Source organism: Roseovarius bejariae (assembly GCF_009669325.1).
GTDB lineage: Bacteria > Pseudomonadota > Alphaproteobacteria > Rhodobacterales > Rhodobacteraceae > Roseovarius > Roseovarius bejariae.
In genome coordinates this window covers 1,947,515-1,970,213 of record NZ_SZWE01000001.1, presented here as the reverse complement: position 1 = coordinate 1,970,213, position 22,699 = coordinate 1,947,515, and the positions used below count along the sequence as shown (strand labels likewise).

Below are 22,699 nucleotides of genomic sequence, written 5' to 3'. Positions count from 1 at the left end.
CTGAAATTCGAAGGTTTGCAAGATCAGCCGTTCACGCTGTCCTTCAGCGCCTTGGCGATGGTCATCTTCACCACCTTGTCGGCGTCTTTCTTGATCTGCTCGCCGGTGGCGGGGTTGCGCACCATGCGCTCGGGGCGCTCACGGCAATAGATCTTGCCGACGCCCGGCAGGGTCACGGCACCACCGCCCGAAACTTCGCGGGTGATGATGTTCACGATCGCATCCAGCGCGCCGCCGGCGGATTTCTTGTCAGTGCCCATTTCTTCGGCCAGGGCCGCAACAAGCTGGGTTTTGGTCATCGGTTTTGCCATTTTCTGGTCTCCTGTGTCTGCCCGTCTCTTGGGCCTCATGCGCATAATCTAACTGTATATAGCGATTAAACACAACGAATAGTGGGCAAAGGCAAGCCGTTTTCCTGCATTTTGTCACGATTTTCTTGAGAATTTCCCTATAAAAAGGCCGTTTCCTCGAAACTTCGCAGTTTCCGACTGTGAATCCGCTCCAATGGCATGGTCGCCAAGGTCTCCATCGCACGGATGCCGATCATCAAATGTCGCGCCACCTGCGCCTTGTAAAAATCGCTCGCCATGCCGGGCAATTTCAACTCCCCGTGCAGCGGCTTGTCACTCACGCACAGCAATGTCCCATACGGCACACGAAAGCGAAACCCATTGGCGGCAATCGTCGCACTTTCCATGTCCAGGGCAATCGCCCGGCTTTGGCTCAACCGCTGTACCGGTCCGGTGTGTTCGCGCAGCTCCCAGTTGCGGTTGTCGAAACTGGCCACGGTCCCCGTCCGCATCACCCGCTTGAGGTCATAGCCCTCAAGCTCGGTCTCCCGCGCCACTGCCTGTTCCAGCGCGATCTGGATTTCCGCCAGTGCCGGGATTGGCACCCAGGCGGGCAGGTCCGCATCCAGAACCCGGTCCTCCCGCAAATAGGCATGTGCCAGAACGAAATCGCCCAACTGCTGCGAATTGCGCAGTCCTGCGCAATGCCCCACCATCACCCATGCATGCGGGCGCAGCACCGCGATATGGTCCGTGGCCGTCTTCGCGTTCGACGGCCCCACGCCGATATTGACCAGCGTGATCCCCGATCCATCCGCCCGCTTGAGATGATAGGTCGGCATCTGCGGAAGCTTGCCGGGCACCTCCAGGGCATCGTCCGGCCCGGTGATCTCGGCATTTCCGGTCCCCACGAACGAGGTATAGCCGCTCTCGGGGTCGGCCAAGGCCCGCCGCGCGAAGGCTTCGAATTCGCTGACATAGAACTGGTAGTTGGTGAACAGCACATGGTTCTGGAAATGCCCCGGGTCAGTCGCCGTGTAATGCTCCAACCGCGCCAGCGAATAATCCACCCGTTGCGCGGTAAAGGGCGCAAGCGGCCCCACACCATCCGCCCCCGACTGGAAAATCCCGTTCACGATGTCATCATTCGTCGTCGCCAGATCGGGCACGTCAAAGACATCGCGCAGGGTAAACTGCGCCGCCCCTTCCTGTGGTACGGTCATGCCCGGATCATTGGCCACCGCGAAATGCACCGGCATCGGCGTGTCCGACACGCCAATTTCCACCGGCACCTCGTGGTTTTTCACCAAAAGCCCGATCTGCTGTTCAAGGTATTTCCGAAACAATGCGGGCCGCGTCACCGTTGCCGCGTGGGTGCCGGGGTTGGCCACATGGCCAAAGCTCAACCGGCTGTCCACCTGCGCATGGCTTTGGGTGGTGATCCGAATCTCGGGGTAATAGGCACGCACCCGGTCCTGTGGCACATCGCCCGCCATGGCCCCGCGAAACGCGGCGCAAAGATGCTCGACCGCGCGGGAATAAAGCAGTTCCAGCCGTTCCACCGCCTCCGCCGCATCGGTAAACGCCTCTCGTGCAGGCACCTCCGGCTCCAGAACCTGAGGATCGTCACTCGCCATTCGCTTTCCTCTCACAACCTGTCGGGAACCCACGTTGACACGCCCCCACCGCACGATCAACCTGACGATGACACCAAGGGGAGGCCGCAATGGACTATGAAACCGTCAGCCCGGAAGAGTTCGGCGCCTCGCTACGCGGCTTCGGCTTCAACATCCTTGTGACCAACGTGCCCCGCACCGCCCGCTTCCTGGAAACCGTCTTCGGCATGACATCGCATCGCGAAAGCAAGGATTTCGCGATCATGACGCATGGCGGCAATATCCTCCAGTTACATGCCGATGGCACCTATGCCGAAAACCCCTTGCTGAACCTCCTGCCAGAAAATCCGCCCCGCGGCGCGGGCATCGAAATCCGGCTCTATGATTGCGATCCCGAAAAGGCGGCGGCGCAGGCCGAGGACGCAGGCGGCACAATCCTGCAACCACCCACCGACAAGCCCCACGGCCTGCGCGAATGCTTTATTCTGTGTCCCGATGGCTACTGCTGGGTCCCGTCTAGACCGAAAGACTAGGCTCAGGCCCCATTGACTTCCCCAACGCCCTCCCCGACCCTTTCGCCAAACCGCGAAAGGACACACCCATGAACGCACCGAAACAAACCGCCAACCTCACCCACTGGGACGAACGGGTCGATCTTGCGGCCGCCTTCCGCTGGACGGCCCGCCTCAACATGCACGAATCCGTCGCCAACCACTTCAGCCTCTCGATCAACGACGATGGCACGCGGTTCCTGATGAACCCCAACCAGATGCATTTTTCGCGCATCAAGGCCTCGGACCTGATCGAAGTCGACGCAAATGACCCCGAAACCCTGAACAAACCCGGCGCGCCCGACCCCACCGCATGGGGCCTGCACGGCGGGTTGCACCGGCACTGCCCGCACGCCCGCTGCGCCATGCATGTCCATTCCATCCATGCCACCGTTCTGGCCAGCCTCGCCGACAGCCGCCTGCCCCCGATCGACCAGAACTGCGCCACCTTCTTCAATCGCTATGTGATTGACGACGGTTATGGCGGGCTGGCCTTCGAGGACGAGGGCGAGCGCTGCGCCCAGCTTTTCGATGACCCCAGGAAAAAGGTCATGATCATGGGCAACCACGGCGTCATGATCATCGGTGACACCGTCGCCGAGACCTTCAACCGGCTCTATTATTTCGAACGCGCCGCCGAAACCTACATCCGCGCCCTGCAAACCGGGCAGCCCCTGCGCGTCCTCTCCGATGACGTGGCCGAGAAAACCGCGCAGGAGCTTGAAAACTACCCCGAGCAGGACGCGCGCCACCTTGCCGAACTCAAGGCGATTCTGGACGAAGAAGGCGACAGTTACGCAAGCTGACCCTTGCCTTTCCGTCCTGTATCTCCAATTCATGTGGCATGACGAAAACACTGCTTTCATTCGGTCACGGCTATTCGGCGCGCGCGCTCGCGCGCCGACTTTTGCCCCAAGGCTGGCGCATCTTTGGGACCACCCGCAGCGCGGACAAGGCCGAGGCGCTGCGCGCCGAGGGCATCATGCCAGTCATCTGGCCCGGAGATGACCTCACGCAGGCTTTCGAGCAGGCCACGCATCTGCTCATCTCCGCCGGCCCGAACGAAGACGGCGACCCGATCCTAAACCAGTACCGGGACGAGATCACGAAACTCGCCCCCCGGCTCGACTGGGCGGGATACCTCTCCACCACCGGCGTCTACGGCGACCACCAAGGCGGATGGGTGACCGAGGATACCCCCCTCACCCCCTCCACCAAACGCGGCCACCTGCGGGTTCAGGCCGAGGCCGACTGGCAATCCATCCCCGGCCTGCCGCTGCATATCTTCCGGCTGGCGGGCATCTACGGCCCCGGGCGCGGCCCCTTCGCCAAGGTCCGCAAGGGCACCGCGCGCCGCATCGTCAAAAAAGGGCAGGTCTTCAGCCGCATCCACGTGGACGACATCGCACAGGTCCTTGAGGCCTCGATCAATCGCCCCAACCCCGGCGCGGCCTATAACGTCTGCGACAATGACCCGGCCCCGCCGCAAGACGTGATCGGCTATGCCGCCGACCTCCTCGGCGCGCCCCTGCCCCCCGAAGAAGACTTCGCGACCGCCGAGATGACGCCCATGGCCCGCAGCTTCTATGCCGAGTCGAAACGCGTCGATAACACCCGGATGAAGGACGAACTGGGCGTCGATCTCATCTACCCGGATTACCGCAGCGGCCTACAGGCGCTACTGTCAGAGGTCGATTAGAGCGTTTCCAGTTTACCTTGAATCAAAGTGTTTCACCAATGTCCCGAGAAGGCCGTAGGCCTGGCAGGGTACTGGTGATGCAACAGTAACTGGAAACGCTTTAACCGCGCCACACCGCATGGAAATGGTGCACCGGCCCATGGCCCTGCCCCACCTCCAATTCATCCGCGGCCCCAATCGCCGCGCCGATGTAATCCTTGGCCTTCGCCGCCGCCTCCGAAAGGGCATCCCCCCGCCCCAACCACGTCGCCAAGGCCGACGACAGGGTACAGCCCGTCCCGTGGGTATTGCGGGTGTCATGTCGGGGCGCACGCAACCGCGTCATCCCCTCGCCCTCGCACAGCAAATCCACCGCCTCGACATCGCCCATGTGGCCACCCTTCAACAGGACCGCCCGCGCGCCCATGTCCAGTAAGGCCCGCGCCTGCCGCTCCATGGCGTCCAGACCACCGGCCTCACCCTCATCCAGCAGGTCCGCCGCCTCGGGCAGGTTCGGCGTGATGACCGTCGCCCGCGGCAACAAGGTATCGCGCAACGCGGCCACCGCCTCCGCGTGCAACAACCGATCACCGCCCTTGGCCACCATCACCGGATCAAGAACAACCGGCGCTTCCAAACCGTCCAACGCCTTGGCCACGGCCTCGATGATCTCCACCGTGCCCAGCATCCCGATCTTGACCGCGTCCACCCGGATGTCCTCCCGAATGGACTGCACCTGCGCCGCCACGAACTCCGGCGCGACAAGCTCCACGCCCTGCACCCCTTGGGTGTTCTGCGCGGTCAGGCCCGTCAAGGCCGCCATGCCATAACCACCATTGGCCGAAATCGCCTTCAGATCCGCCTGAATGCCCGCGCCGCCCGATGGGTCCGACCCGGCAATCGACAGGATATTCGCCACGCGCCCGCTCATGCGCGCCCCCGGATGCTCACATGCAACACGGCGCGCATTGTCTCTGGATACTGTTCTGCATTTATCATCGTCATTCTCCTTCCCGCCGGATCAAGGCGGGGCAGCAGACCACGAAATGCGAAAAAGGCCGGTCATCCCCGCGACTTCCTCCGCCGGTACGATCCGGTTCAGGTTCCAAGGGTCCGTCTCAGCCCGATACGGGGCGCCCCTGTCGCAAGGTTAACCTATGGGTGCCCACACCAGCGTCAACCGCAAAGACCAACGCGATCAAAAATCAATCGCAAGGCCCTTCTTTTCCCAGTCGCCATAGCGCACAGGCTCCAGCCCCTCGCGCCGTCCGCCCAATTCCTTGGGCATCTCTTGCGCCTCGGCCTTTTGCCGCCGTTCCTCGGCCTCGGCCAAGGCCCGCTTGGCCGCCTCGGGAAGGTCCTTTTGCTCGTCGGTCATGGGTTCTTCCTTTGCTTACTTGCCCCTGATATACGCCGCGCCACGCCCATGTCCAAGGAGTTCCCATGCCGCAACCCGCGCCAAACGCCCGCCAAAGCGCGGTTTACCTTCTCGATCAGGTGATCGGTGAAGGGCGGCTCATGTCCGATCTCATCGCCGCTGGAAAGCTTGACCGGCTCGACCCGGCCGACCGCGCCCGCGCCCAGCGCCTTGCCAACGACACCCTTCGCGGCATTGACCGGGCCGACCGCTTGCTCAATCGTCACCTGCGCAAACCCCCGCCGCTGCATGTCTTCAACATCCTGCGGCTCGGTACGGTCGAACTGTGCATGGGCGGCGATGCCCATGGCGTGGTCAACGATCTGGTGGGCCTTGTCGGGCGCAACAAACGTTATGGCAACCTCAAGGGGTTGGTAAACGCCGTGCTGCGCAAGGCCGCCGAAGATGGCGCGCGCTCATGGAATGACCTGCGCATTCCCCGCCTGCGCAAATGGCTGCGCGATCCGCTTGTGGCCGCATGGGGCGCGGGGCGGGTCAATGCCATGGAACGCGCGCACTTCCAAGGCGCACCGCTTGATATCACGCCAAAGGCCGACGCCGCCTTTTGGGCCGAAAAACTGGGCGGCCAATTGCTACCCACCGGCTCGATCCGCCTCACCGACGCGGCCCAAGTCTCCACCCTTCCCGGCTTCGATACCGGCGATTGGTGGGTGCAGGATGCCGCCGCCGCCCTGCCGGTGCAAATCCTCGCCCCCCAACCGGGCGAGAAAATCCTTGATCTTTGCGCCGCACCGGGCGGCAAGACCCTGCAACTCGCCGCTGCCGGGGCCGATGTGACCGCCCTCGACCTCTCGCACCGCCGGATGGAGCGTGTCACCGAAAACCTTTCCCGCTGCGGCCTCACGGCCAATTGCCTTACCGGCGATGCGCTGGAACATGATGGCGGGCCCTATGACGCCATCCTGCTCGATGCGCCCTGTTCGGCCACCGGCACCATCCGCCGCCACCCTGATCTGCCCTTCGCCAAGGACGGCTCTGAGTTCGGCGAGCTTATCGCGCTGCAATCGGCCATGCTCGCTCATGCCCTGACCCTCCTCAAGCCCGGCGGGCGTTTGGTGTTTTGCACCTGTTCGCTTTTGCCGGACGAAGGTGAATGTCAGGTTGACGATGCGTGCGCAGGTCACCCCGGCCTGACCGTGGATCGTGACGCGCTTGACCGTCCGGGCATTGACCCCGACTGGACCACCGAAGAAGGCGGCCTTCGCCTGCGCCCCGATCACTGGCCCGATCTGGGCGGGATGGATGGGTTCTACATCGCCTGTCTCCGACGCTGAGTGGGGTTTTCCGCCGGGCGTTCTGTACAACTTGTACATACTTGCTCGGCGCATCGTCGACTTCTGTACAAAACTCGGGGTGTCTCTGTACAAACTGTACAGAATTGCGCCTTGGTGCCGCTGATCTGCCAATCCGACGGTGACTTGCGCGGCCCCTCGCGGTATAGTCCCCACAAAACAGCGCCGGAAAGAGCGTTCAGAGGCAAGGCATATGTCACACCCCGTAAACCTGTCGGCGCGGCTATCGCGCATCCTTGATCGTATCGAAGCCAAGCGCGCCACCCTCTCGCGCCCGGCCACGGGATTCACCTACAACCCCGAGCCGCGCACCATCGGCAGCTTTGCCCGCGGACGGCAACTTTGTGCCGGTAACTTCTTGTTTTCAGGTCACCTTTTGCAAGAGCCCGATACCAACATCTGGGATTTGAAAGCCCCCGATTCCGACTACGCCGAGGCCCTGCACGGCTTTGGCTGGCTGGATGATCTGGCCGCCGCGGGCGATCTTCCCGCCCGCAATCGCGCACAGGATTGGCTTTGGACATGGATCACCCGCTTCGGCCCCGGCCGCGGCCCCGGCTGGACGCCCGACCTGACGGGCCGGCGCCTGATCCGCTGGATTTCACATGCGCTGTTCCTGCTCCAATCGCGGGATCGCGAGGCCTCGGACGCTTTCTATAAGTCATTGGCACAACAGACAATTTTCCTATCACGTCGCTGGAAGGGCGCGCATCCCGGCCTGCCTCGATTCGAGGCGTTAACGGGTCTTGTCTATGCCGGTCTCTCTCTTGAGGGAATGGAAAGCCATGTCGATCCGGCCCTGCACGCCCTGTCGCGCGAATGTGAGTCGCAGATCGACGACGAGGGCGGCATTCCAACCCGTAACCCCGAGGAATTACTGGACGTTTTCACTTTGCTGACATGGGCCGCCATGGCCCTCAGCGAAGCCGGACGCTCCGCCAGCGATGCCCATTGGGCCGCGATCGAACGTATCGCCCCCACCCTGCGCACCCTGCGCCATGCTGACGGCGGCCTTGCCCGCTTTCACGGTGGCGGGCGCGGGCTTGAAGGGCGTTTGGACAACGCGCTTGCCACAAGCGGCGTAAAGGGCCGTAAATCCGATGGCTTATCAATGGGTTACGCCCGCATCAGCGCGGGCCGCTCCAGCCTGATCATCGACGCCGCCCCACCCCCAAGCGGCGCAGCCTCGATCAATGCCCACGCCTCGACCCTCGCGTTCGAGCTCACCTCGGGCCGCCGCCCCCTGATCGTCAACTGCGGCTCTGGTGCGAATTTCGGTCAAGACTGGCGCCGCGCGGGCCGCGCGACTCCCTCCCATTCCACCCTGATGCTTGACGGTCGCTCAAGCTCACGGCTTGGAAATGCCCGTAAGGATTTGGATTTACTCACGAAAATTCCCACGAACGTCCCCATTCAAATGGCCAAGGCCCCCGACGGCCTGCGCTTTGAGGGCGGTCATGATGGATATGTTTCCTCCTATGGCCTGACCCACGCCCGCATCATCGACCTGACCTTCGACGGTCGCGCCGTTGCCGGCGAAGACATGCTTGCGGCGCTGACGCCCAAGGACCAAAAGCAATTTGATAAGGCCATGGATGCCAAACGGCTGGAGGGCATACCCTTCGAGATCCGGTTCCACCTCCACCCCGAGGTCGACGCCTCCCTAGACATGGCGGGCACGGCAGTATCCATGGCCCTCAAGAGTGGCGAAATCTGGGTTTTTCGTACCGATGGCCGCACCAAGATGGCGCTACAATCCAGTGTCTACCTCGAAAGAACGCGCCTCAAGCCACGTGCGACCAAACAAATCGTTCTATCCGGCCGCACAATGGAGTATGCGACGCGCATACGTTGGTCATTGGCCAAGGCTCAGGACACGCCGATAAGTATCCGCGACCTGACACAGGATGATTTTGAGCCCGATCTGATGACCGAAGACGAATGACAAAAATTCAAGACTCAAGGATCTGCTGCCAATGACCGATCTCGCCCCTGTCCGCCGTGCCCTACTTTCCGTTTCCGACAAGACCGGACTGGTCGAGCTTGGCCAAGCCCTGGCCGAGCGCGGGATCGAACTCCTCTCCACTGGCGGTAGCGCGAAAACCCTGCGCAACGCGGGGCTTGAGGTGCGCGACGTGGCGGATGTAACAAGCTTCCCGGAAATGATGGATGGCCGCGTCAAGACCCTGCACCCCATGGTGCATGGCGGGCTTCTGGCCCTGCGTGACAACGACGATCACGTCAAGGCGATGACCGATCATGGCATCGGTGCAATCGATCTTCTGGTGGTCAATCTTTACCCCTTCGAGGAAACCGTCGCAAAGGGGGCCGATTATGACACCTGCATCGAGAACATCGACATTGGCGGCCCGGCGATGATCCGCGCCGCAGCCAAGAACCACGCCTTCGTCAACGTGGTTGTGGATGTCGAGGACTACCCGGCCCTGCTTGACGAACTTGCTGCCAATGACGGCCAGACCTCTTATGCCTTCCGCCAGAAACTGGCACTGACGGCCTATGCCCGGACAGGCGCTTATGATGCAGCGGTTTCGACATGGATGGCCAAAGCTCTTGAAGAGACCGCACCGCGCCGCCGTGCTGTAGCAGGACAATTGGCCCAAACCCTGCGTTACGGTGAGAACCCGCACCAATCAGCGGCGTTCTACACGGATGGCTCCGCTCGCCCCGGCGTCGCCACAGCAACACAGCATCAGGGCAAGGAACTGAGCTATAACAACATCAACGACACGGACGCGGCCTTTGAGCTCGTCAGCGAATTTGCAACGGCCGAGGGCCCTGCCTGTGCGATCATCAAGCACGCCAACCCCTGCGGCGTCGCGCAAGGCGCGACCCTGCAAGAGGCCTATAGCAAAGCGTTCGATTGTGACCGCACGTCGGCCTTTGGCGGGATCATAGCACTGAACCAGCCGCTTGACGGCCCGACTGCCGAGGAAATCTCGAAAATCTTCACCGAGGTCGTCATCGCCCCCGGTGCTGACGAGGATGCGAAAGCCATCTTTGCAGCCAAGAAAAATCTGCGCCTTCTGACGACCGAAGGTCTGGCAAACCCCGCCGAGGCGGCATTGACGCTCAAACAGGTATCGGGCGGTTTCCTTGTGCAAGACAAAGATAACGGGCGCCTGACACAAGACGACCTGAAAGTCGTGACCAAGCGTGCCCCGACCGAGGCGGAAATGGCGGATATGCTGTTTGCCTGGAAGGTTGCCAAGCACGTGAAATCGAACGCCATCGTTTACGTCAAGGATGGTGCCACCGTGGGCGTTGGCGCCGGGCAGATGAGCCGCGTCGACAGTTGCCGTATCGCGGCCCGCAAGGCACAGGACATGGCCGATGCCCTTGGCCTGTCGGCGCCACTGACCCAAGGCAGCGTCGTCGCATCGGATGCATTCTTTCCCTTCGCCGATGGCCTTCTGACCGCAGCCGAAGCCGGGGCAACTGCTGTGATCCATCCCGGCGGCTCCATGCGTGATGACGAAGTGATCGCGGCGGCGGATGACGCCGGGCTTGCAATGGTCTTGACCGGCATGCGCCACTTCCGGCACTAAACGACGCAACACGAGAAAAAGCAGGGTGGCCAGACTTGGCCGCCCGAGGCAGGAGAGCACAATGCGCACCGTTTTCTGGGTGGCGGCCGTTACCTTTCTCGCGGATCAGGTCGTGAAGTATGTCGTCGTCCACATGCTCGAGCTGCCGCGGGTCGGAGCAATCGATATTTGGCCGCCATACTTTAATCTGCGGATGGCGTGGAATTATGGAATCAACTTTGGCCTCATGGCCCAGGACAGCCCATTGACCCGCTGGACCTTGATCGCGGTTGCCTTGGTCATTTCAGCAGCTGTCATATGGTGGGTACGCGCCGACCCGGCAGGCCGATGGCAAAAAATCGCCGCCGGTCTTCTGGTGGGCGGGGCGCTTGGCAACGTCGTTGATCGCCTGATGTACGGGGCTGTTGCGGATTTCATCAACATGTCGTGCTGCGGGATCAACAACCCCTATGCATTCAACATTGCTGACATCGCAGTTTTCGCCGGAGCCTTCGGTATGGTGATCTTCAGCACCGAGTCGAAAAACGCCTCGTGACCTTGGCGTCTGGATGCGATAAGCCTAGGGCGAATTGTTTCGGAGAGGGGCGATGATCTTGTCGCGCGCAACAGTATTGGTCGTTGTTCTGGCACTCTTGGCGGGGTGCTCGAACCGCGGCGAGGATATTCAGCTTAGGCGGATCGAGAAACCCGGCGAAGGCCCGGACGAATTTGCGATTCTGCCCGGCAAGAAACTTCAGGCACCCGAAGATTACGCGGCATTGCCCGCGCCCACGCCGGGTGCTGCGAACCTGACCGACCAGAACCCCAAAGGTGACGGCGTGGCCGCCCTCGGCGGCAATCCTGCGGCCCTTGGCGCAGGTGCGGCATCTCAAAGGGATGCCGGTTTGGTACGGCATACCTCTCGCTATGGGGTGCAGGCTGGTATTCGCCAAACCCTCGCCGTCGAAGACAAGGAAGTTCGCCGCCGCCATGGACGCGTGAATATCCTGCGCCTTGGTCCGACCGATGACTACACCGATGCCTACAAACGCCAGTGGCTGGACAGCCATGCCGAGCAACGCAGGCTCCGTCGTTTGGGCATCGAAACACCAACGGCACCTCCTCCGAAAGTGGACTGAGCTCGGCGCTCACAGCTACGTCAACACGCTTGAAACTGGATGGTCCGGGCGTATCTTCGTGGGATATGCAAACCTTGGAGGGACTCCATGCGCCTGCTTCTTGCCTGCCTGATGATGACCGCCGTGATCGCATTGCCCGCGCGCGCCAAGGATCAGGTGACATCCTTCACACTCGACAACGGTATGGACGTTGTGGTGATCGAGGATCATCGCGCCCCGGTCGTTGTGCACATGGTGTGGTACAAGGCCGGATCCGCCGACGAAAAACCCGGCGTTTCCGGTGTGGCCCACTTCCTTGAGCACCTTCTTTTCAAAGGCACCGAAACCCTTGAACCCGGTGAGTTTTCGGCCACCGTATCGCGCAATGGCGGCAGCGATAATGCCTTCACGAGCTTCGATTATACGGCCTATTTTCAAAGAGTTTCTGCCGACAGGCTCGAATTGATGATGCGTATGGAAAGCGACCGGATGGAGAACCTTCAACTCGATGAAGGAGATATTGCAACTGAACGCGACGTAATCATCGAAGAACGCAATCAACGCGTCGAAAATAATCCCGGCGCCCTGTTCCGTGAACAGAAGAACGCCGCCCAGTATCTGAACCATCGATATGGTGTGCCAATCATCGGCTGGCAGCACGAAATGCGCGATTTGGACCTTGCCGCGGCACTTGATTACTACAAGACATATTATGCCCCCAACAACGCGGTCCTTGTAGTCGCTGGCGATGTTCAACCCGATGAGGTGCGCAACCTCGCCGAAACCTATTACGGGGCAATCCCGGCAAATCCGGATCTTCCCGAACGCAGCCGTGCAACCGAGCCGCGCCAAATGGCCGAGCGCCGCCTGACGTTTGAGGATCCCCGCGTGGCACAGCCTTACGTCACCCGTAGCTACCTTGCGCCCGAACGCGACAGCGGTGCACAGGAAAAAGCGGCGGCCCTGACCCTGCTGGCCGATATTCTTGGGGGTGGAAGCACATCCATCATGGCCGAGAAGCTGCAATTCGACAAACAACTCGCCGTCCATACCTCGGCCTATTATCGCGGCAAGTCTCTGGATGACACGACCCTGAGTTTTTACGTGGTTCCGGCCCCAGGCGTGACTCTGGAGCAGGCCGAGGCCGGATTGGACAGCGTTCTGACGGAGTTCCTCAACACCGGCGTAGACCCCGAGCAATTGGAGCGTATCAAGATGCAGGCCCGCGCCGCGCAAATCTATGCCCGCGACGATGTGAATGCGCTTGCCAATCGCTATGGCCGCGCATTGACCCAAGGCCTGACGGTCGAGGATGTGCAAGCCTGGCCTGACATCCTTCAGGCCGTCACGCCCGAGGACATCATGACAGTCGCGCGTGAGGTCCTGGACCGCAAGAAATCCGTAACCGGATGGCTGACCGCACCGGAGGTAACCCAATGATCCGCTATGTGTTCGCGCTTTGCCTGACCCTCTTGGCCTTTCCGGCACAGGCAGATGTCGATGTACAGGAAATCACCACGCCCGGCGGGCTTGAGGCCTGGCTGGTGGAAGATCACAACATTCCCTTTGCCTCGCTCCAACTCAGGTTTCGGGGTGGTGCATCTCTTGATGCCCCCGGCAAACGGGGCGCTGTCAATCTGATGGTGGGTCTATTGGAGGAAGGAGCCGGCGACATGGACGCCCGCACCTTTGCCAAGGCCACAGAAGGCCTTGCAGCATCGTTCCGCTACAATGCCAGCGATGATGCCATAAGTATTTCCGCCCGCTTCCTGACAGAAAACAGGGACGAGGCTATTAAGCTGCTGCGCGAGAGCCTCGTGAATCCACGTTTCGATTCGGCGGCGATCGAACGTGTTCGGGCGCAAGTGGAATCGAACATCCGTTCCTCCCTCAAGGATCCTCGCGATCTGGCTGGAATGGCATTTGACAACATCGTCTATGGAGATCACCCCTATGCCACATCTGTCAACGGCACATTGGACAGCGTCGCCAGTCTGTCTCGCGATGACCTTGTGACAGCGCACAGGGCCGCCTTGGTCCGCGACAGGCTCTATATCAGCGCCGTTGGTGACATTACCGCCGAAGAATTAAAAACCCTGCTTGATGACCTTCTAGCCGATTTACCGGAAGAAGGCCCGCCTCTGCCCGGTCCCGCGAAACTAAACTTACCGGGTGGCGTCAAGGTCGTTGATTTCGAAACCCCGCAATCCGTTGCCCTATTTGCCCAACCGGGGATTGATCGCGAAGACCCGGATTTCTTTGCCGCCTTTATTCTGAATCATATCCTTGGCGGAGGATCATTCGAAAGCCGACTTATGAACGAGGTACGAGAGAAACGCGGCCTGACTTACGGTGTTTATTCCTATCTGTCAGACAAAGACGGCGCACAGCTTTGGATGGGGTCGGTCTCATCCGCGAACGACCGGATTGCCGAAGCGGTCAAGGTGATCCGCGATGAATGGGCTCGCATCCGCGAAAACGGCGTGACCGAAAAGGAATTGCAGGACGCCAAGACATATTTGACGGGTGCCTATCCTCTGCGGTTCGACGGGAATGGCCCGATTGCCGAGATCACCGTCGCCATGCAGATGGAAGGATTACCCAAAGACTATATCCAGAACCGCAACGATATGGTCGAGGCTGTCACCTTGGAAGATGTGAACCGGGTGGCCAGGGAATTGCTTGACCCGTCGCGCCTGACCTTCGTGATCACGGGGCAGCCCGAGGGAATTGAGACCACCATCAACTAACCGCATGCGCCGCCCTCACAGGCGGCGCAGAGACTTTAGAAATCAAGGTTTTCTACACTCAGGGCGTTTTGCTGAATGAACTCGCGGCGGGGCTCCACAACGTCGCCCATCAACTTGGTAAAGAGGTCGTCGGCCTCGGCCACGTCATCCACTTTCACCTGTAACAGCGTACGCGCCTCTGGGTCCAAAGTGGTTTCCCAAAGCTGATCGGGGTTCATCTCGCCCAGACCCTTGTAGCGCTGAAGCGTCAGACCTTTTTCACCCTCCTTCAGGATCGCATCCAGAAGGTCGAGAGGTCCGTAAATCTGTTGCACGCGCTCCTTGCGAACAAGGGTTGCGGGCTCTTTGTAAATGTCCCGCAAGGCTTCGGTCATCTGTCCGAGTTTGCGCGCCTCACCGCCGCGCAAGACGGGCCCGTCAAGTGTTCGGACCTCTTCCACACCGCGCAGAATGCGGGTAAGTCGCATACCTTGATCTTGGGTCGGGCGACCTTGCCAGCCGCGTTCATACTCAAGCGCGATAAGATCGAGACGGGCCGCGACGGCATCGGCAACGCCTTGCAAATCGGCATCCGCACGACCCGGAACAAAGGCCTCGGCAATGGCTGCCTGCTCAAGGATGTGGCGCGGGTAATGCGTTGGAAAGGCTTCCAAAATTCGCTTGGCTTGTCGTGCGTCCTCGACCACGCGCACCAAATCCTGGCCCACGATCTCCTCACCCGACCCCAACCGAAGAACCGCATCGACGGTTCCTTGTTGGATCAGATAATCCTCAAGCGCCGGCTCATCCTTGAGGTAAACCTCTGATTTTCCTCGCATAACCTTGTAGAGGGGGGGTTGCGCGATATAGAGGTAACCGCCTTCGATCAACTCGGGCATCTGCCGGTAGAAAAAGGTTAACAACAACGTCCGAATGTGTGCGCCATCGACGTCGGCGTCGGTCATCAGAACGATCTTGTGATAGCGCAGTTTCGAAATGTCGAACTCATCCCGGCCAATCCCGGTACCAAGCGCCATCACCAGATTGCCGATCTCCTGGCTTGAGAGCATGCGATCGAAACGCGCGCGCTCAACGTTAAGGATTTTACCCTTGAGCGGCAGAATCGCCTGTGTACCCCGGTCGCGCCCGGTCTGCGCCGAACCCCCGGCGCTGTCACCCTCGACGATGAAAAGTTCGGTCTTGGCCGGGTCTTTCTCGGAGCAATCCTTGAGCTTCCCGGCAAGGTAATTCACATCCATTGCCGTCTTGCGGCGAGTCAGCTCGCGCGCCTTGCGGGCGGCCTCGCGTGCAAGGGCGGCTTCGATGATCTTTCCGACGATCATCTTGGCTTCGTTGGGGTTCTCTTCGAACCATTCGGACAGCTTTTCGTTAACCAGACCCTCAACCGCGGGGCGCACCTCGGAACTGACCAGCTTGTCCTTGGTTTGGCTGGAGAATTTCGGATCGGGCACCTTCACGGATAGCACGCAAGTCAGGCCCTCGCGCGCATCATCACCAGTGAAATTAACCTTCTCCTTCTTGGCGATCCCGCTTTCCTGTGCGTACTTTTGAATGGTCCGCGTCAGCGCGCCACGAAAGCCCGCCATATGGGTGCCGCCATCCCGCTGCGGAATGTTGTTTGTGAAGGGCAGAACCGTCTCGTGATAGCTGTCGTTCCACCACATCGCCACCTCGACCCCAATGTCATCGCGTTCGCCTGTCACGAAAATCGGCTCTTCGATCATCGGGGTCTTGTGCCGGTCGAGGTACTTGACGAATTCCTTAACGCCGCCCTCGTAGTGCAGCTCGGTTTCAAGCGGCTCCTCAGGGCGTTCATCGCGCAGGATGATCCGCACACCCGAGTTCAGGAAGGCCAGTTCGCGAAGCCGTTTTTCGAGGACCTCGAAACTGTAATCGAGGTTGGAAAAAGTGTCGGTCGAGGCAAGAAACCGCACCTCGGTACCCTTCCGGCCCTCCGCATCCCCCACAACAGTGAGGTGTTCGGCGGTTTCCCCGCGCTCGAACTTGGCGTAGTGCTCTTTGCCGTTGCGCCAGATGCGCAGTTCCAGCCAATCCGAAAGGGCGTTCACCACGGAGACACCCACACCGTGTAACCCCCCGGAAACCTTATAAGAATTGCTGTCGAACTTCCCGCCGGCGTGCAGTTGGGTCATGATGACCTCGGCGGCGGAAACCCCCTCTTCTTCGTGCATGTCCACAGGGATACCACGGCCATTGTCGCTGACCGAAACGGAAGAATCCTTGTGAATCGAGACAGTTACGGCATCGGCATGACCGGCAAGCGCCTCGTCGATGCCGTTATCGACCACCTCATAGACCATGTGGTGCAAACCAGAGCCATCATCGGTATCGCCGATATACATGCCGGGCCGCTTGCGGACAGCCTCTAACCCTTTGAGAACCTTGATAGAATCGGCGCCATAATCTTCGGGCGACGGTACTGCTTCGGCCATGCGTTTTTATCCCTGACAAGTTTGCGATTTTATACGCTTTTCTTGTGGCAATGTCACGCAAACACCACAACAGATTGTGGTTTTATGCCGAATTGAAATCGCCTCGCGAATCAAGGGGTTAACAAGGCGTACGAATGTACGAGTCGTACGCCACACCGGCCATTTTCGTACGAAAATCCGGGGGGCTCGAAAGTGTTTCGTACGAGTCGTACGAAACTCCGCTAGCTAACCGCGATGAGACCCGCCACGACGATCAGCAAAACACCCGAAACGATGTTCGTCCGGCGCAACGCCCGGGGCGAGGCCAGAAGGCGGCGCAACCGGTCGATGAAGAACGCCATGGTCAGGTTGCCGCCCAATGGCACGATAAAGGAAATCGCGACGATGGCGACAATGTCCAGAGGGGTGACAGAGGCCAGATCGAAGAACCCCGGCAGCATGCCCATGTAGAACAGGATCGCCTTGGGGTTTCCGAGGATCACCGCCAGCCCCGCCATGAAGCCCGCCCAGGCACCGGGACGTGTAAGGCGGCTGTCGGCGGCGATGGTACGGTCGGCGTTGCGGATAAGCAAAATGCCCATGACCGCGAACATCACCACCGCCACGTATTTCAGGGCGACCATGAGGCCATCGAAGGTGGAGGCCACCCATGTGACGCCAAGCACCGCCAGAAGGGGCCAAAGAATATCGCCCACGGCGACACCGAGGGCGAGAGGCCACGCAGCGGGAAAGCCCCCGCCCATGCCACGCGCCATCAGGGCCAGCCAGACCGGGCCGGGCGTCAGGAACAACACGAGCATCGCACCCGCATATAGCCAGAGGTCAAACGGTGTGAGGCTCATGACGTACTGTCCGGCAAGGTGAGACTGCCATCTTCGGCCAAGGGCCAGAAGGGATTCATCGCCACTTCCCAGACGTGCCCGTCAGGGTCGGCGTAATAACCCGAGTAACCGCCCCAGAAAACTTTCTCAGGGGCTTTGAGTTTTGTCGCCCCGGCGGAAAGAGCGAGTGCAAAGGCAGCATCGACTTCGGCCTCGGTTTCGAAATTCTGGGCAAGGGTCATGGCCCCGGTGCCAAGGGGCGTATCGGGCCGCCCCTGATCGGCGGCAAGGGCCGCGCGCCCGAAGAGGCCAAGAACCTGACCATTGAGTTGGTAGAAGGCGATGCTTTCGTTTTCTTCCGCCGGGGTCCAGCCGAGGGCGGCATAAAACGCCTTGGCGCGGTCAAGGTCGGCAACCCCAAGGGTAACGAGGGTAACGCGTTGTGGGGTCATGGTGTGGGCCTTTCTTGGGTGGTGCTGACGCCGTCAGCCTCGGTCACTTCGAGGTATTGGGCACGCTCGCCCATCTCGGAAAAAAGTTCCGGCCCGGTGCCTGTCATCCAGGCCTGTGCCCCAAGCGCGCAGATTTCATCATATAGCGCGGCGCGGCGGGTGGCATCGAGGTGGGCGGCGACCTCATCGAGCAGAAGAAGCGGCGGAGCGCCGAAATCCTGTGTCAGCGCGCGGGCATTGGCAAGGATGAGCGAGACCAACAGAGCCTTTTGTTCGCCGGTCGAGCAATCGCGGGCCGGCACGCCCTTGGCCGCATAGACCCCGTAGAGGTCCGAACGATGCGGCCCGACAAGCGTACGCCCGGCGGCCAGATCGCGAAAGCGGCTTTCCGAGAGGGCATCGCGCAGGTCCGAGACAGTCTCTGGCATCTCGCCCTCGGTGGTGGTCAGCTCCAAGTCCGCCGCCGGGAAGGCGGTTTCGGCCTGCGCCTGCGCGGCCTGCAACTGTTCAAGCGCGAAAAGGCGGTTGGCGTGGATCGCCGCCCCGGCCTCGGCCATTTGCCGTTCAAGGGCAATGTACCAATGCCCGTCGCGCACCTGATCCTTGAGCAGGCGGTTCCGTTCGCGCATGGCCTTGTCATAGGCCAGCGTCACATCGGCATGATCGGGCCGGAAACTGAGCGTCATGCGGTCAAGGAAGCGGCGGCGCCCTTCGGTGCCTTCGATCCAGAGGCGATCCATCGAGGGGATCAGCCACAGCACACGGGCAATACGGCCAAGCGCGGTTTGGCTTGCGGTTTTGCCGTCGATCCGGGTTTGGCGGGCGGCCCCCTCCTCGGACCATGTTTCGACCTCGTGCACCTGATGCAGGGAATGCAAGTGGCCGGTAACTTTCCAGCCCAAGGCCTCGGGACGGCGGGCCATGTCCTGCGCGGCGGCGCGGCGCAACCCGCGACCGGGAGAGAACAGCGAAACCGCCTCGATGATATTGGTCTTGCCCGCGCCGTTGGGGCCGTAAATCGCAACGGGGCGGTCATCCAATGACAGTCGCGCGCCCTTATGAGAGCGGAAATGCGAGAGTGTCAGGGTCGAAAGGTAGAGGCCGGGCATTCACGCCCTTTCATCTTTCCAAAAATACTCCCGCCGGAGGCGTCCTGCCCGTGTCACACGCGCATCGGCATGACCACATAGACCGCCGAGGTGTCATTGCCTTCACGCATCAGGGTCGGGTCGCCGGAGGAGTTGAACAGGAACACGGCGTTTTCGCGGTCCACCTGGCTGGCGATTTCCAGCAGGTACTTGGCGTTGAAGCCAATCTCCAACCGTTCGTCGCCATAGGCCACGGCCAATTCTTCCTCGGCCGCGCCGCTATCGGGCGCGTTGACCGAGAGAACAAGCCGGTCTTCGTCGAGGGTAAGTTTCACCGCGCGCGAGCGTTCGGAACTGACGGTGGCCACACGATCCACGGCCTGCGCGAATTCGGCGGCGTCCACTTCCATCTTGCGGGTGTTCCCCTGCGGGATGACGCGGGTGTAATCGGGGAAGGTGCCGTCGATCACCTTGGAGGTCAGGGTGATGTCGGGGGTGGCGAAACGCACCTTGGTTTCCGAGACCGACACGGCAATTTTCATATCGTCGTCGTCCAAGAGCTTGCGCAATTCACCCACGGTTTTGCGGGGCACGATGACGCCGGGCATATCCTCGGCCCCCTCGGGCAGGTCGGCGTCGATCCGGGCAAGGCGGTGGCCATCGGTGGCCACACAGCGCAGGACCTTACCGCCCTCGGCCTCGGAGACATGCATGTAGACGCCGTTGAGGTAATAACGGGTTTCCTCGGTCGAGATGGCGAATTTCGACTTGTCGAAAAGGCGGCGCAGCACCGGCGCAGGGGCCGAGAAATTGGCGCTGTATTCCGACGAGGCCATCACCGGGAAGTCCTCTTTCGGCAGGGTCGCGAGGTTGAAATTCGAGCGGCCCGCCTCGACCGTCAGGCGCCCTGCGGCACCATCGTCGGTGAGGGTGACAAGCGCGCCATCGGGCAGCTTGCGGACGATCTCGTGCAGGGTCACGGCGGAAACCGTCGTGGCGCCGGCGCGTTCGACCTGCGCCGGGGCCTTGTCGACCACCTCGATATCAAGGTCGGTGGCGCGGAAATGAACGGCGTCACCTTCGGCTTCGATCAGCACATTGGCGAGGATCGGAATGGTGTTGCGGCGTTCGACGACCGATTGAGCCTGCGCCACGGCCTTGAGCAACGTTCCGCGTTCGATGCTGAGTTTCATACCCTCGCTCCCTAGTCAGGTGCCGACCTTCTGGCCGGGGGAGCACGTTAGCAACTTCCCCTTTGGCCTCAAGCCTTTTGTTGTGTTTTCGGGTTTATTCACAGGCGCGTCAAGAGCGGCGCCGCGGAAGCGGGCCGCTCTTTGGATGTGTGGCGGGAAAGGCGCTTAGCCTTCGAGCGTCCGGCGCAGGATTTCGAGGTCTTCCGCGATCTGGGCGTCCTGCTGTTTCAACTCGTCAATCCGTTTCACACCATGCATCACGGTGGTATGGTCCCGCCCGCCGAAGCGGCGGCCGATTTCCGGCAGGGAACGGCTGGTGAGTTGCTTGCACAGGTACATGGCCACCTGACGGGGGCGCGCAAAGCTGCGCAGGCGCTTGGGGCCGATCATGTCGCTGAGACGGATGTTGTAGTGATCCGAAACCTGACGCTGGATTTCCTCGACCGAGACCTTGCGTTCGGAGGCACGCAGGACATCGGCAAGGCAGTCCTGCGTCAGTTCCAGCGTGATTTCATGGCCCACGAGCGAGGCGAAGGCAAAAAGCCGGGTCAAGGCCCCTTCGAGCACGCGCACGTTGGTTGAAATGCGGTGCGCGAGGAATTCAAGCACGCCATCGGCCAGCTTCAGGCCCGGGTATTGAGCGCTGTATTGTTCGGTCTTGGATTGCAGGATGCCGAGGCGCAATTCGTAATCGGTCGGGTGCAGGTCAACGACAAGGCCGCATTGCAGGCGCGATTGAATCCGCTCTTCGAGGTTGGCGATTTCACCGGGTGCGCGGTCGGCCGAGATGATGATTTGCTTTTTCTGGTCGATCAGCGCGTTGAAGGTGTGAAAGAATTCTTCCTGCGTGCTTTCCTTACCGGCGATGAATTGCACGTCGTCCACCATAAGCACATCAACCGAGCGGAACATTTCCTTGAAGTCCATGGTTTTGCGGTCGCGCAGGGCCTGCACGAAGCGGTACATGAACTGTTCGGCAGACAGGTAGATCACGCTGAGGTCGGGGCGCTGTGCCTGAAGCTCCCACGCGATCGCGTGCATGAGGTGGGTCTTACCAAGGCCCACGCCGCCGTAGAGGAACAGCGGGTTGAAGGTGACGGGGCCACCTTCGGCGACACGCTTGGCCGCGGCATGGGCCAGTTCGTTGGGCTTGCCGACGATGAAACTGTCGAAGGTGAAGCGATCATCCAGTGGCGCGGTGGGAAAAAGGCTTTCGCTGGCCGCGGCCACTTTGGCGCCGGGCGCGGGGGACGCGGTGTCTTCGGATGTCGACGTGGCCGTGCTGTCGGCCTTGGGCGCAGTCGGGCGTGCGGCACTGTTGGCGGCGACGCTGAAATTGATGCGACGCACGTCGCCGTTGATGTTGCCCATTTGATAGAGGATCAGATCACCAAAATTCTGCGATACGTAATTGCCCAGAAAGCTGGTGGGTGCCGCGAGAGTCGCCACCCCATCGGCAACCTCCTGCAATTCGAGCGGCTCAATCCAGGTTTTGTAATTGTTGCTCCCAACCGTTTTGAGAAGCTGTTGTTTGACCTGGCCCCATTGTTCTTGTGTCATGCTGTCCCGTTCCACAATATCCACATTCCCCGACCGCCGAATAGCGGCGAATGCGATGCAAGCCGGGAGACATTTGGCATAGGTCATTCGATCCGCTGACAAAGCAACGGAGGAAGGGCCTTGGCCGAAACAGAACTCTCAATGCGGCAACAGGCCGGTTGAAGCAGAAATCCCCATCACTGTAAAATCAACCTAGTCTGTTGCGTGTCTACTTGTCGGACGACCGAAGCATATGCCCCGGGAGCAACATCGCGTGTTCGGCCTGATTGACCTTTTTGCGACGCTGCGACTGCCTGTCCCCCCAAGCGTGAATCGCAGGTACGAAGCTAGCAATTTGCAGGGTGCCGCGGCAACTGTTCTTAGCGCTTGACTCGGAGTTTGGGGAAAAAGAATCTCTATCCGTTCGGATAGCCACAAGAAACACGAAAAGGCGCCACCAAAGGGGCGCCTTTTGGATTCAATAGCTTAGGCCGTGGTTCAGCCGAGAGCTTTCACACGTGCCGCGAGGCGTGAAATTTTACGCGCCGCGGTGTTCTTGTGGAAAACGCCTTTGGTGACGCCGCGCATCAATTCGGGCTGGGCAGCACGCAGAGCATTCTGAGCCGCTTCCTTATCGCCCGAGGCGATGGCCTCTTCGACGCTGCGCAGGTAGGTGCGGATGCGCGAACGGCGGGCTTTGTTGACGGCGAGGCGGCGTTCATTCTGACGCGCGCGTTTCTTGGACTGGGGCGTATTTGCCATTTTTGAATCAAACCTTTGCTTCGGGTTCTGTCTGTTAACTGTGCTGCACGTCGCCAACCCGAACCGGCATTGCATCAACCGGGGTGATTCTGGCCAGAGCGGGCCGCACGCGC

Annotated in this window: 21 protein-coding genes and 1 riboswitch; of the genes, 10 read left to right on the top strand and 11 right to left on the bottom strand. The window is 60.8% G+C overall.

All coding sequences use genetic code 11. The features are described 5' to 3' along the window. Positions 1-23 precede the first annotated feature (23 nt). Positions 24-311, bottom strand: coding sequence for an HU family DNA-binding protein (locus tag FDP25_RS09425; RefSeq protein ID WP_154151100.1), 288 nt, complete (start codon positions 309-311; stop codon positions 24-26). A 137-nt stretch (positions 312-448) separates the two neighbouring features. Beyond that, positions 449-1,927, bottom strand: coding sequence for an AMP nucleosidase (locus FDP25_RS09420; protein ID WP_154151098.1), 1,479 nt, complete (start codon positions 1,925-1,927; stop codon positions 449-451). An 89-nt stretch (positions 1,928-2,016) separates the two neighbouring features. Here FDP25_RS09420 and FDP25_RS09415 point away from each other — a divergent pair, with 89 nt between their 5' ends. The 3 genes from FDP25_RS09415 to FDP25_RS09405 all read left to right on the top strand — a co-directional run bounded on the left by FDP25_RS09415 (position 2,017) and on the right by FDP25_RS09405 (position 4,156). Further along, complete coding sequence (locus tag FDP25_RS09415) at positions 2,017-2,439, top strand: VOC family protein (protein WP_154151096.1); 423 nt, start codon at positions 2,017-2,019, stop codon at positions 2,437-2,439. A gap of 68 nt (positions 2,440-2,507) precedes the next feature. Beyond that, entirely contained in the window at positions 2,508-3,263 is a 756-nt protein-coding gene (locus FDP25_RS09410) for a class II aldolase and adducin N-terminal domain-containing protein (protein WP_154151094.1), read from the top strand. Between the two features lie 38 nt (positions 3,264-3,301). Further along, positions 3,302-4,156, top strand: a complete 855-nt coding sequence (locus tag FDP25_RS09405; RefSeq protein WP_154151092.1) for an SDR family oxidoreductase — start codon at positions 3,302-3,304, stop codon at positions 4,154-4,156. A 100-nt stretch (positions 4,157-4,256) separates the two neighbouring features. On the opposite strand, the gene thiD is transcribed toward FDP25_RS09405, so the two are convergent. Then, positions 4,257-5,066, bottom strand: coding sequence for a bifunctional hydroxymethylpyrimidine kinase/phosphomethylpyrimidine kinase (thiD, locus tag FDP25_RS09400; RefSeq protein ID WP_154151091.1), 810 nt, complete (start codon positions 5,064-5,066; stop codon positions 4,257-4,259). 127 nt (positions 5,067-5,193) lie between these two features. After that, a riboswitch (TPP riboswitch) is annotated at positions 5,194-5,286 on the bottom strand. 47 nt (positions 5,287-5,333) lie between these two features. After that, positions 5,334-5,513, bottom strand: coding sequence for a DUF1674 domain-containing protein (locus FDP25_RS09395; protein WP_154151089.1), 180 nt, complete (start codon positions 5,511-5,513; stop codon positions 5,334-5,336). 65 nt (positions 5,514-5,578) lie between these two features. On the opposite strand from FDP25_RS09395, the gene FDP25_RS09390 reads away from it, so the two are divergent. From FDP25_RS09390 to FDP25_RS09360, 7 genes are all read left to right on the top strand, one after another. Then, positions 5,579-6,847, top strand: a complete 1,269-nt coding sequence (locus FDP25_RS09390) for an RsmB/NOP family class I SAM-dependent RNA methyltransferase (protein ID WP_154151087.1) — start codon at positions 5,579-5,581, stop codon at positions 6,845-6,847. A 211-nt stretch (positions 6,848-7,058) separates the two neighbouring features. After that, complete coding sequence (locus tag FDP25_RS09385; protein WP_154151085.1) at positions 7,059-8,810, top strand: heparinase II/III family protein; 1,752 nt, start codon at positions 7,059-7,061, stop codon at positions 8,808-8,810. A 31-nt stretch (positions 8,811-8,841) separates the two neighbouring features. Continuing rightward, positions 8,842-10,431: a bifunctional phosphoribosylaminoimidazolecarboxamide formyltransferase/IMP cyclohydrolase gene (gene purH, locus FDP25_RS09380; RefSeq protein WP_154151083.1), complete on the top strand. Its 1,590-nt coding sequence runs from the start codon at positions 8,842-8,844 to the stop codon at positions 10,429-10,431. A gap of 61 nt (positions 10,432-10,492) precedes the next feature. Next, entirely contained in the window at positions 10,493-10,966 is a 474-nt protein-coding gene (gene lspA / locus FDP25_RS09375; RefSeq protein ID WP_154151081.1) for a signal peptidase II, read from the top strand. A 52-nt stretch (positions 10,967-11,018) separates the two neighbouring features. After that, positions 11,019-11,549, top strand: a complete 531-nt coding sequence (locus tag FDP25_RS09370; protein WP_154151079.1) for a DUF3035 domain-containing protein — start codon at positions 11,019-11,021, stop codon at positions 11,547-11,549. Between the two features lie 87 nt (positions 11,550-11,636). Beyond that, positions 11,637-12,968, top strand: a complete 1,332-nt coding sequence (locus FDP25_RS09365) for a M16 family metallopeptidase (protein ID WP_154151078.1) — start codon at positions 11,637-11,639, stop codon at positions 12,966-12,968. Next, a complete protein-coding gene (locus FDP25_RS09360; protein WP_154151076.1) occupies positions 12,965-14,278 on the top strand; it encodes a M16 family metallopeptidase in 1,314 nt (437 codons plus the stop codon). The genes FDP25_RS09365 and FDP25_RS09360 overlap by 4 nt, the downstream gene beginning before the upstream one ends. Before the next feature lie 35 nt (positions 14,279-14,313). On the opposite strand, the gene gyrB is transcribed toward FDP25_RS09360, so the two are convergent. The 7 genes from gyrB to rpsT form a co-directional block, all read right to left on the bottom strand. Next, the gene (gyrB, locus tag FDP25_RS09355; RefSeq protein WP_154151074.1) at positions 14,314-16,731 is read right to left on the bottom strand and encodes a DNA topoisomerase (ATP-hydrolyzing) subunit B; all 2,418 of its coding nucleotides are present in this window, start codon (positions 16,729-16,731) and stop codon (positions 14,314-14,316) included. Between the two features lie 221 nt (positions 16,732-16,952). Next, entirely contained in the window at positions 16,953-17,573 is a 621-nt protein-coding gene (locus FDP25_RS09350) for a LysE family translocator (protein WP_154151072.1), read from the bottom strand. Further along, positions 17,570-18,004, bottom strand: coding sequence for a VOC family protein (locus FDP25_RS09345; protein WP_154151070.1), 435 nt, complete (start codon positions 18,002-18,004; stop codon positions 17,570-17,572). The genes FDP25_RS09350 and FDP25_RS09345 overlap by 4 nt, the downstream gene beginning before the upstream one ends. Beyond that, positions 18,001-19,113 carry a DNA replication/repair protein RecF gene (recF, locus tag FDP25_RS09340; RefSeq protein WP_154151068.1) on the bottom strand — a complete coding sequence of 371 codons (1,113 nt, stop codon included), beginning with the start codon at positions 19,111-19,113 and terminating at the stop codon, positions 18,001-18,003. The genes FDP25_RS09345 and recF overlap by 4 nt, the downstream gene beginning before the upstream one ends. 53 nt (positions 19,114-19,166) lie before the next feature. Continuing rightward, positions 19,167-20,285, bottom strand: coding sequence for a DNA polymerase III subunit beta (gene dnaN / locus FDP25_RS09335; protein WP_154151066.1), 1,119 nt, complete (start codon positions 20,283-20,285; stop codon positions 19,167-19,169). A 165-nt stretch (positions 20,286-20,450) separates the two neighbouring features. After that, entirely contained in the window at positions 20,451-21,845 is a 1,395-nt protein-coding gene (gene dnaA / locus FDP25_RS09330) for a chromosomal replication initiator protein DnaA (protein ID WP_154151064.1), read from the bottom strand. A gap of 477 nt (positions 21,846-22,322) precedes the next feature. Continuing rightward, entirely contained in the window at positions 22,323-22,586 is a 264-nt protein-coding gene (gene rpsT, locus FDP25_RS09325) for a 30S ribosomal protein S20 (RefSeq protein ID WP_154151062.1), read from the bottom strand. Positions 22,587-22,699 lie beyond the last annotated feature (113 nt).

Coding starts and splice junctions, on each gene's coding strand:
- FDP25_RS09360 (WP_154151076.1), top strand. CDS start 12,965: ATGATCCGCTATGTGTTCGCGCTTTGCCTGACCCTCTTGGCCTTTCCG.
- FDP25_RS09415 (WP_154151096.1), top strand. CDS start 2,017: ATGGACTATGAAACCGTCAGCCCGGAAGAGTTCGGCGCCTCGCTACGC.
- FDP25_RS09385 (WP_154151085.1), top strand. CDS start 7,059: ATGTCACACCCCGTAAACCTGTCGGCGCGGCTATCGCGCATCCTTGAT.
- FDP25_RS09410 (WP_154151094.1), top strand. CDS start 2,508: ATGAACGCACCGAAACAAACCGCCAACCTCACCCACTGGGACGAACGG.
- recF (WP_154151068.1), bottom strand. CDS start 19,113: ATGCCCGGCCTCTACCTTTCGACCCTGACACTCTCGCATTTCCGCTCT.
- rpsT (WP_154151062.1), bottom strand. CDS start 22,586: ATGGCAAATACGCCCCAGTCCAAGAAACGCGCGCGTCAGAATGAACGC.
- FDP25_RS09420 (WP_154151098.1), bottom strand. CDS start 1,927: ATGGCGAGTGACGATCCTCAGGTTCTGGAGCCGGAGGTGCCTGCACGA.
- FDP25_RS09425 (WP_154151100.1), bottom strand. CDS start 311: ATGGCAAAACCGATGACCAAAACCCAGCTTGTTGCGGCCCTGGCCGAA.
- thiD (WP_154151091.1), bottom strand. CDS start 5,066: ATGAGCGGGCGCGTGGCGAATATCCTGTCGATTGCCGGGTCGGACCCA.
- FDP25_RS09370 (WP_154151079.1), top strand. CDS start 11,019: ATGATCTTGTCGCGCGCAACAGTATTGGTCGTTGTTCTGGCACTCTTG.
- FDP25_RS09390 (WP_154151087.1), top strand. CDS start 5,579: ATGCCGCAACCCGCGCCAAACGCCCGCCAAAGCGCGGTTTACCTTCTC.
- dnaN (WP_154151066.1), bottom strand. CDS start 20,285: ATGAAACTCAGCATCGAACGCGGAACGTTGCTCAAGGCCGTGGCGCAG.
- gyrB (WP_154151074.1), bottom strand. CDS start 16,731: ATGGCCGAAGCAGTACCGTCGCCCGAAGATTATGGCGCCGATTCTATC.
- FDP25_RS09350 (WP_154151072.1), bottom strand. CDS start 17,573: ATGAGCCTCACACCGTTTGACCTCTGGCTATATGCGGGTGCGATGCTC.
- FDP25_RS09365 (WP_154151078.1), top strand. CDS start 11,637: ATGCGCCTGCTTCTTGCCTGCCTGATGATGACCGCCGTGATCGCATTG.
- dnaA (WP_154151064.1), bottom strand. CDS start 21,845: ATGACACAAGAACAATGGGGCCAGGTCAAACAACAGCTTCTCAAAACG.
- lspA (WP_154151081.1), top strand. CDS start 10,493: ATGCGCACCGTTTTCTGGGTGGCGGCCGTTACCTTTCTCGCGGATCAG.
- FDP25_RS09405 (WP_154151092.1), top strand. CDS start 3,302: ATGACGAAAACACTGCTTTCATTCGGTCACGGCTATTCGGCGCGCGCG.
- purH (WP_154151083.1), top strand. CDS start 8,842: ATGACCGATCTCGCCCCTGTCCGCCGTGCCCTACTTTCCGTTTCCGAC.
- FDP25_RS09395 (WP_154151089.1), bottom strand. CDS start 5,513: ATGACCGACGAGCAAAAGGACCTTCCCGAGGCGGCCAAGCGGGCCTTG.
- FDP25_RS09345 (WP_154151070.1), bottom strand. CDS start 18,004: ATGACCCCACAACGCGTTACCCTCGTTACCCTTGGGGTTGCCGACCTT.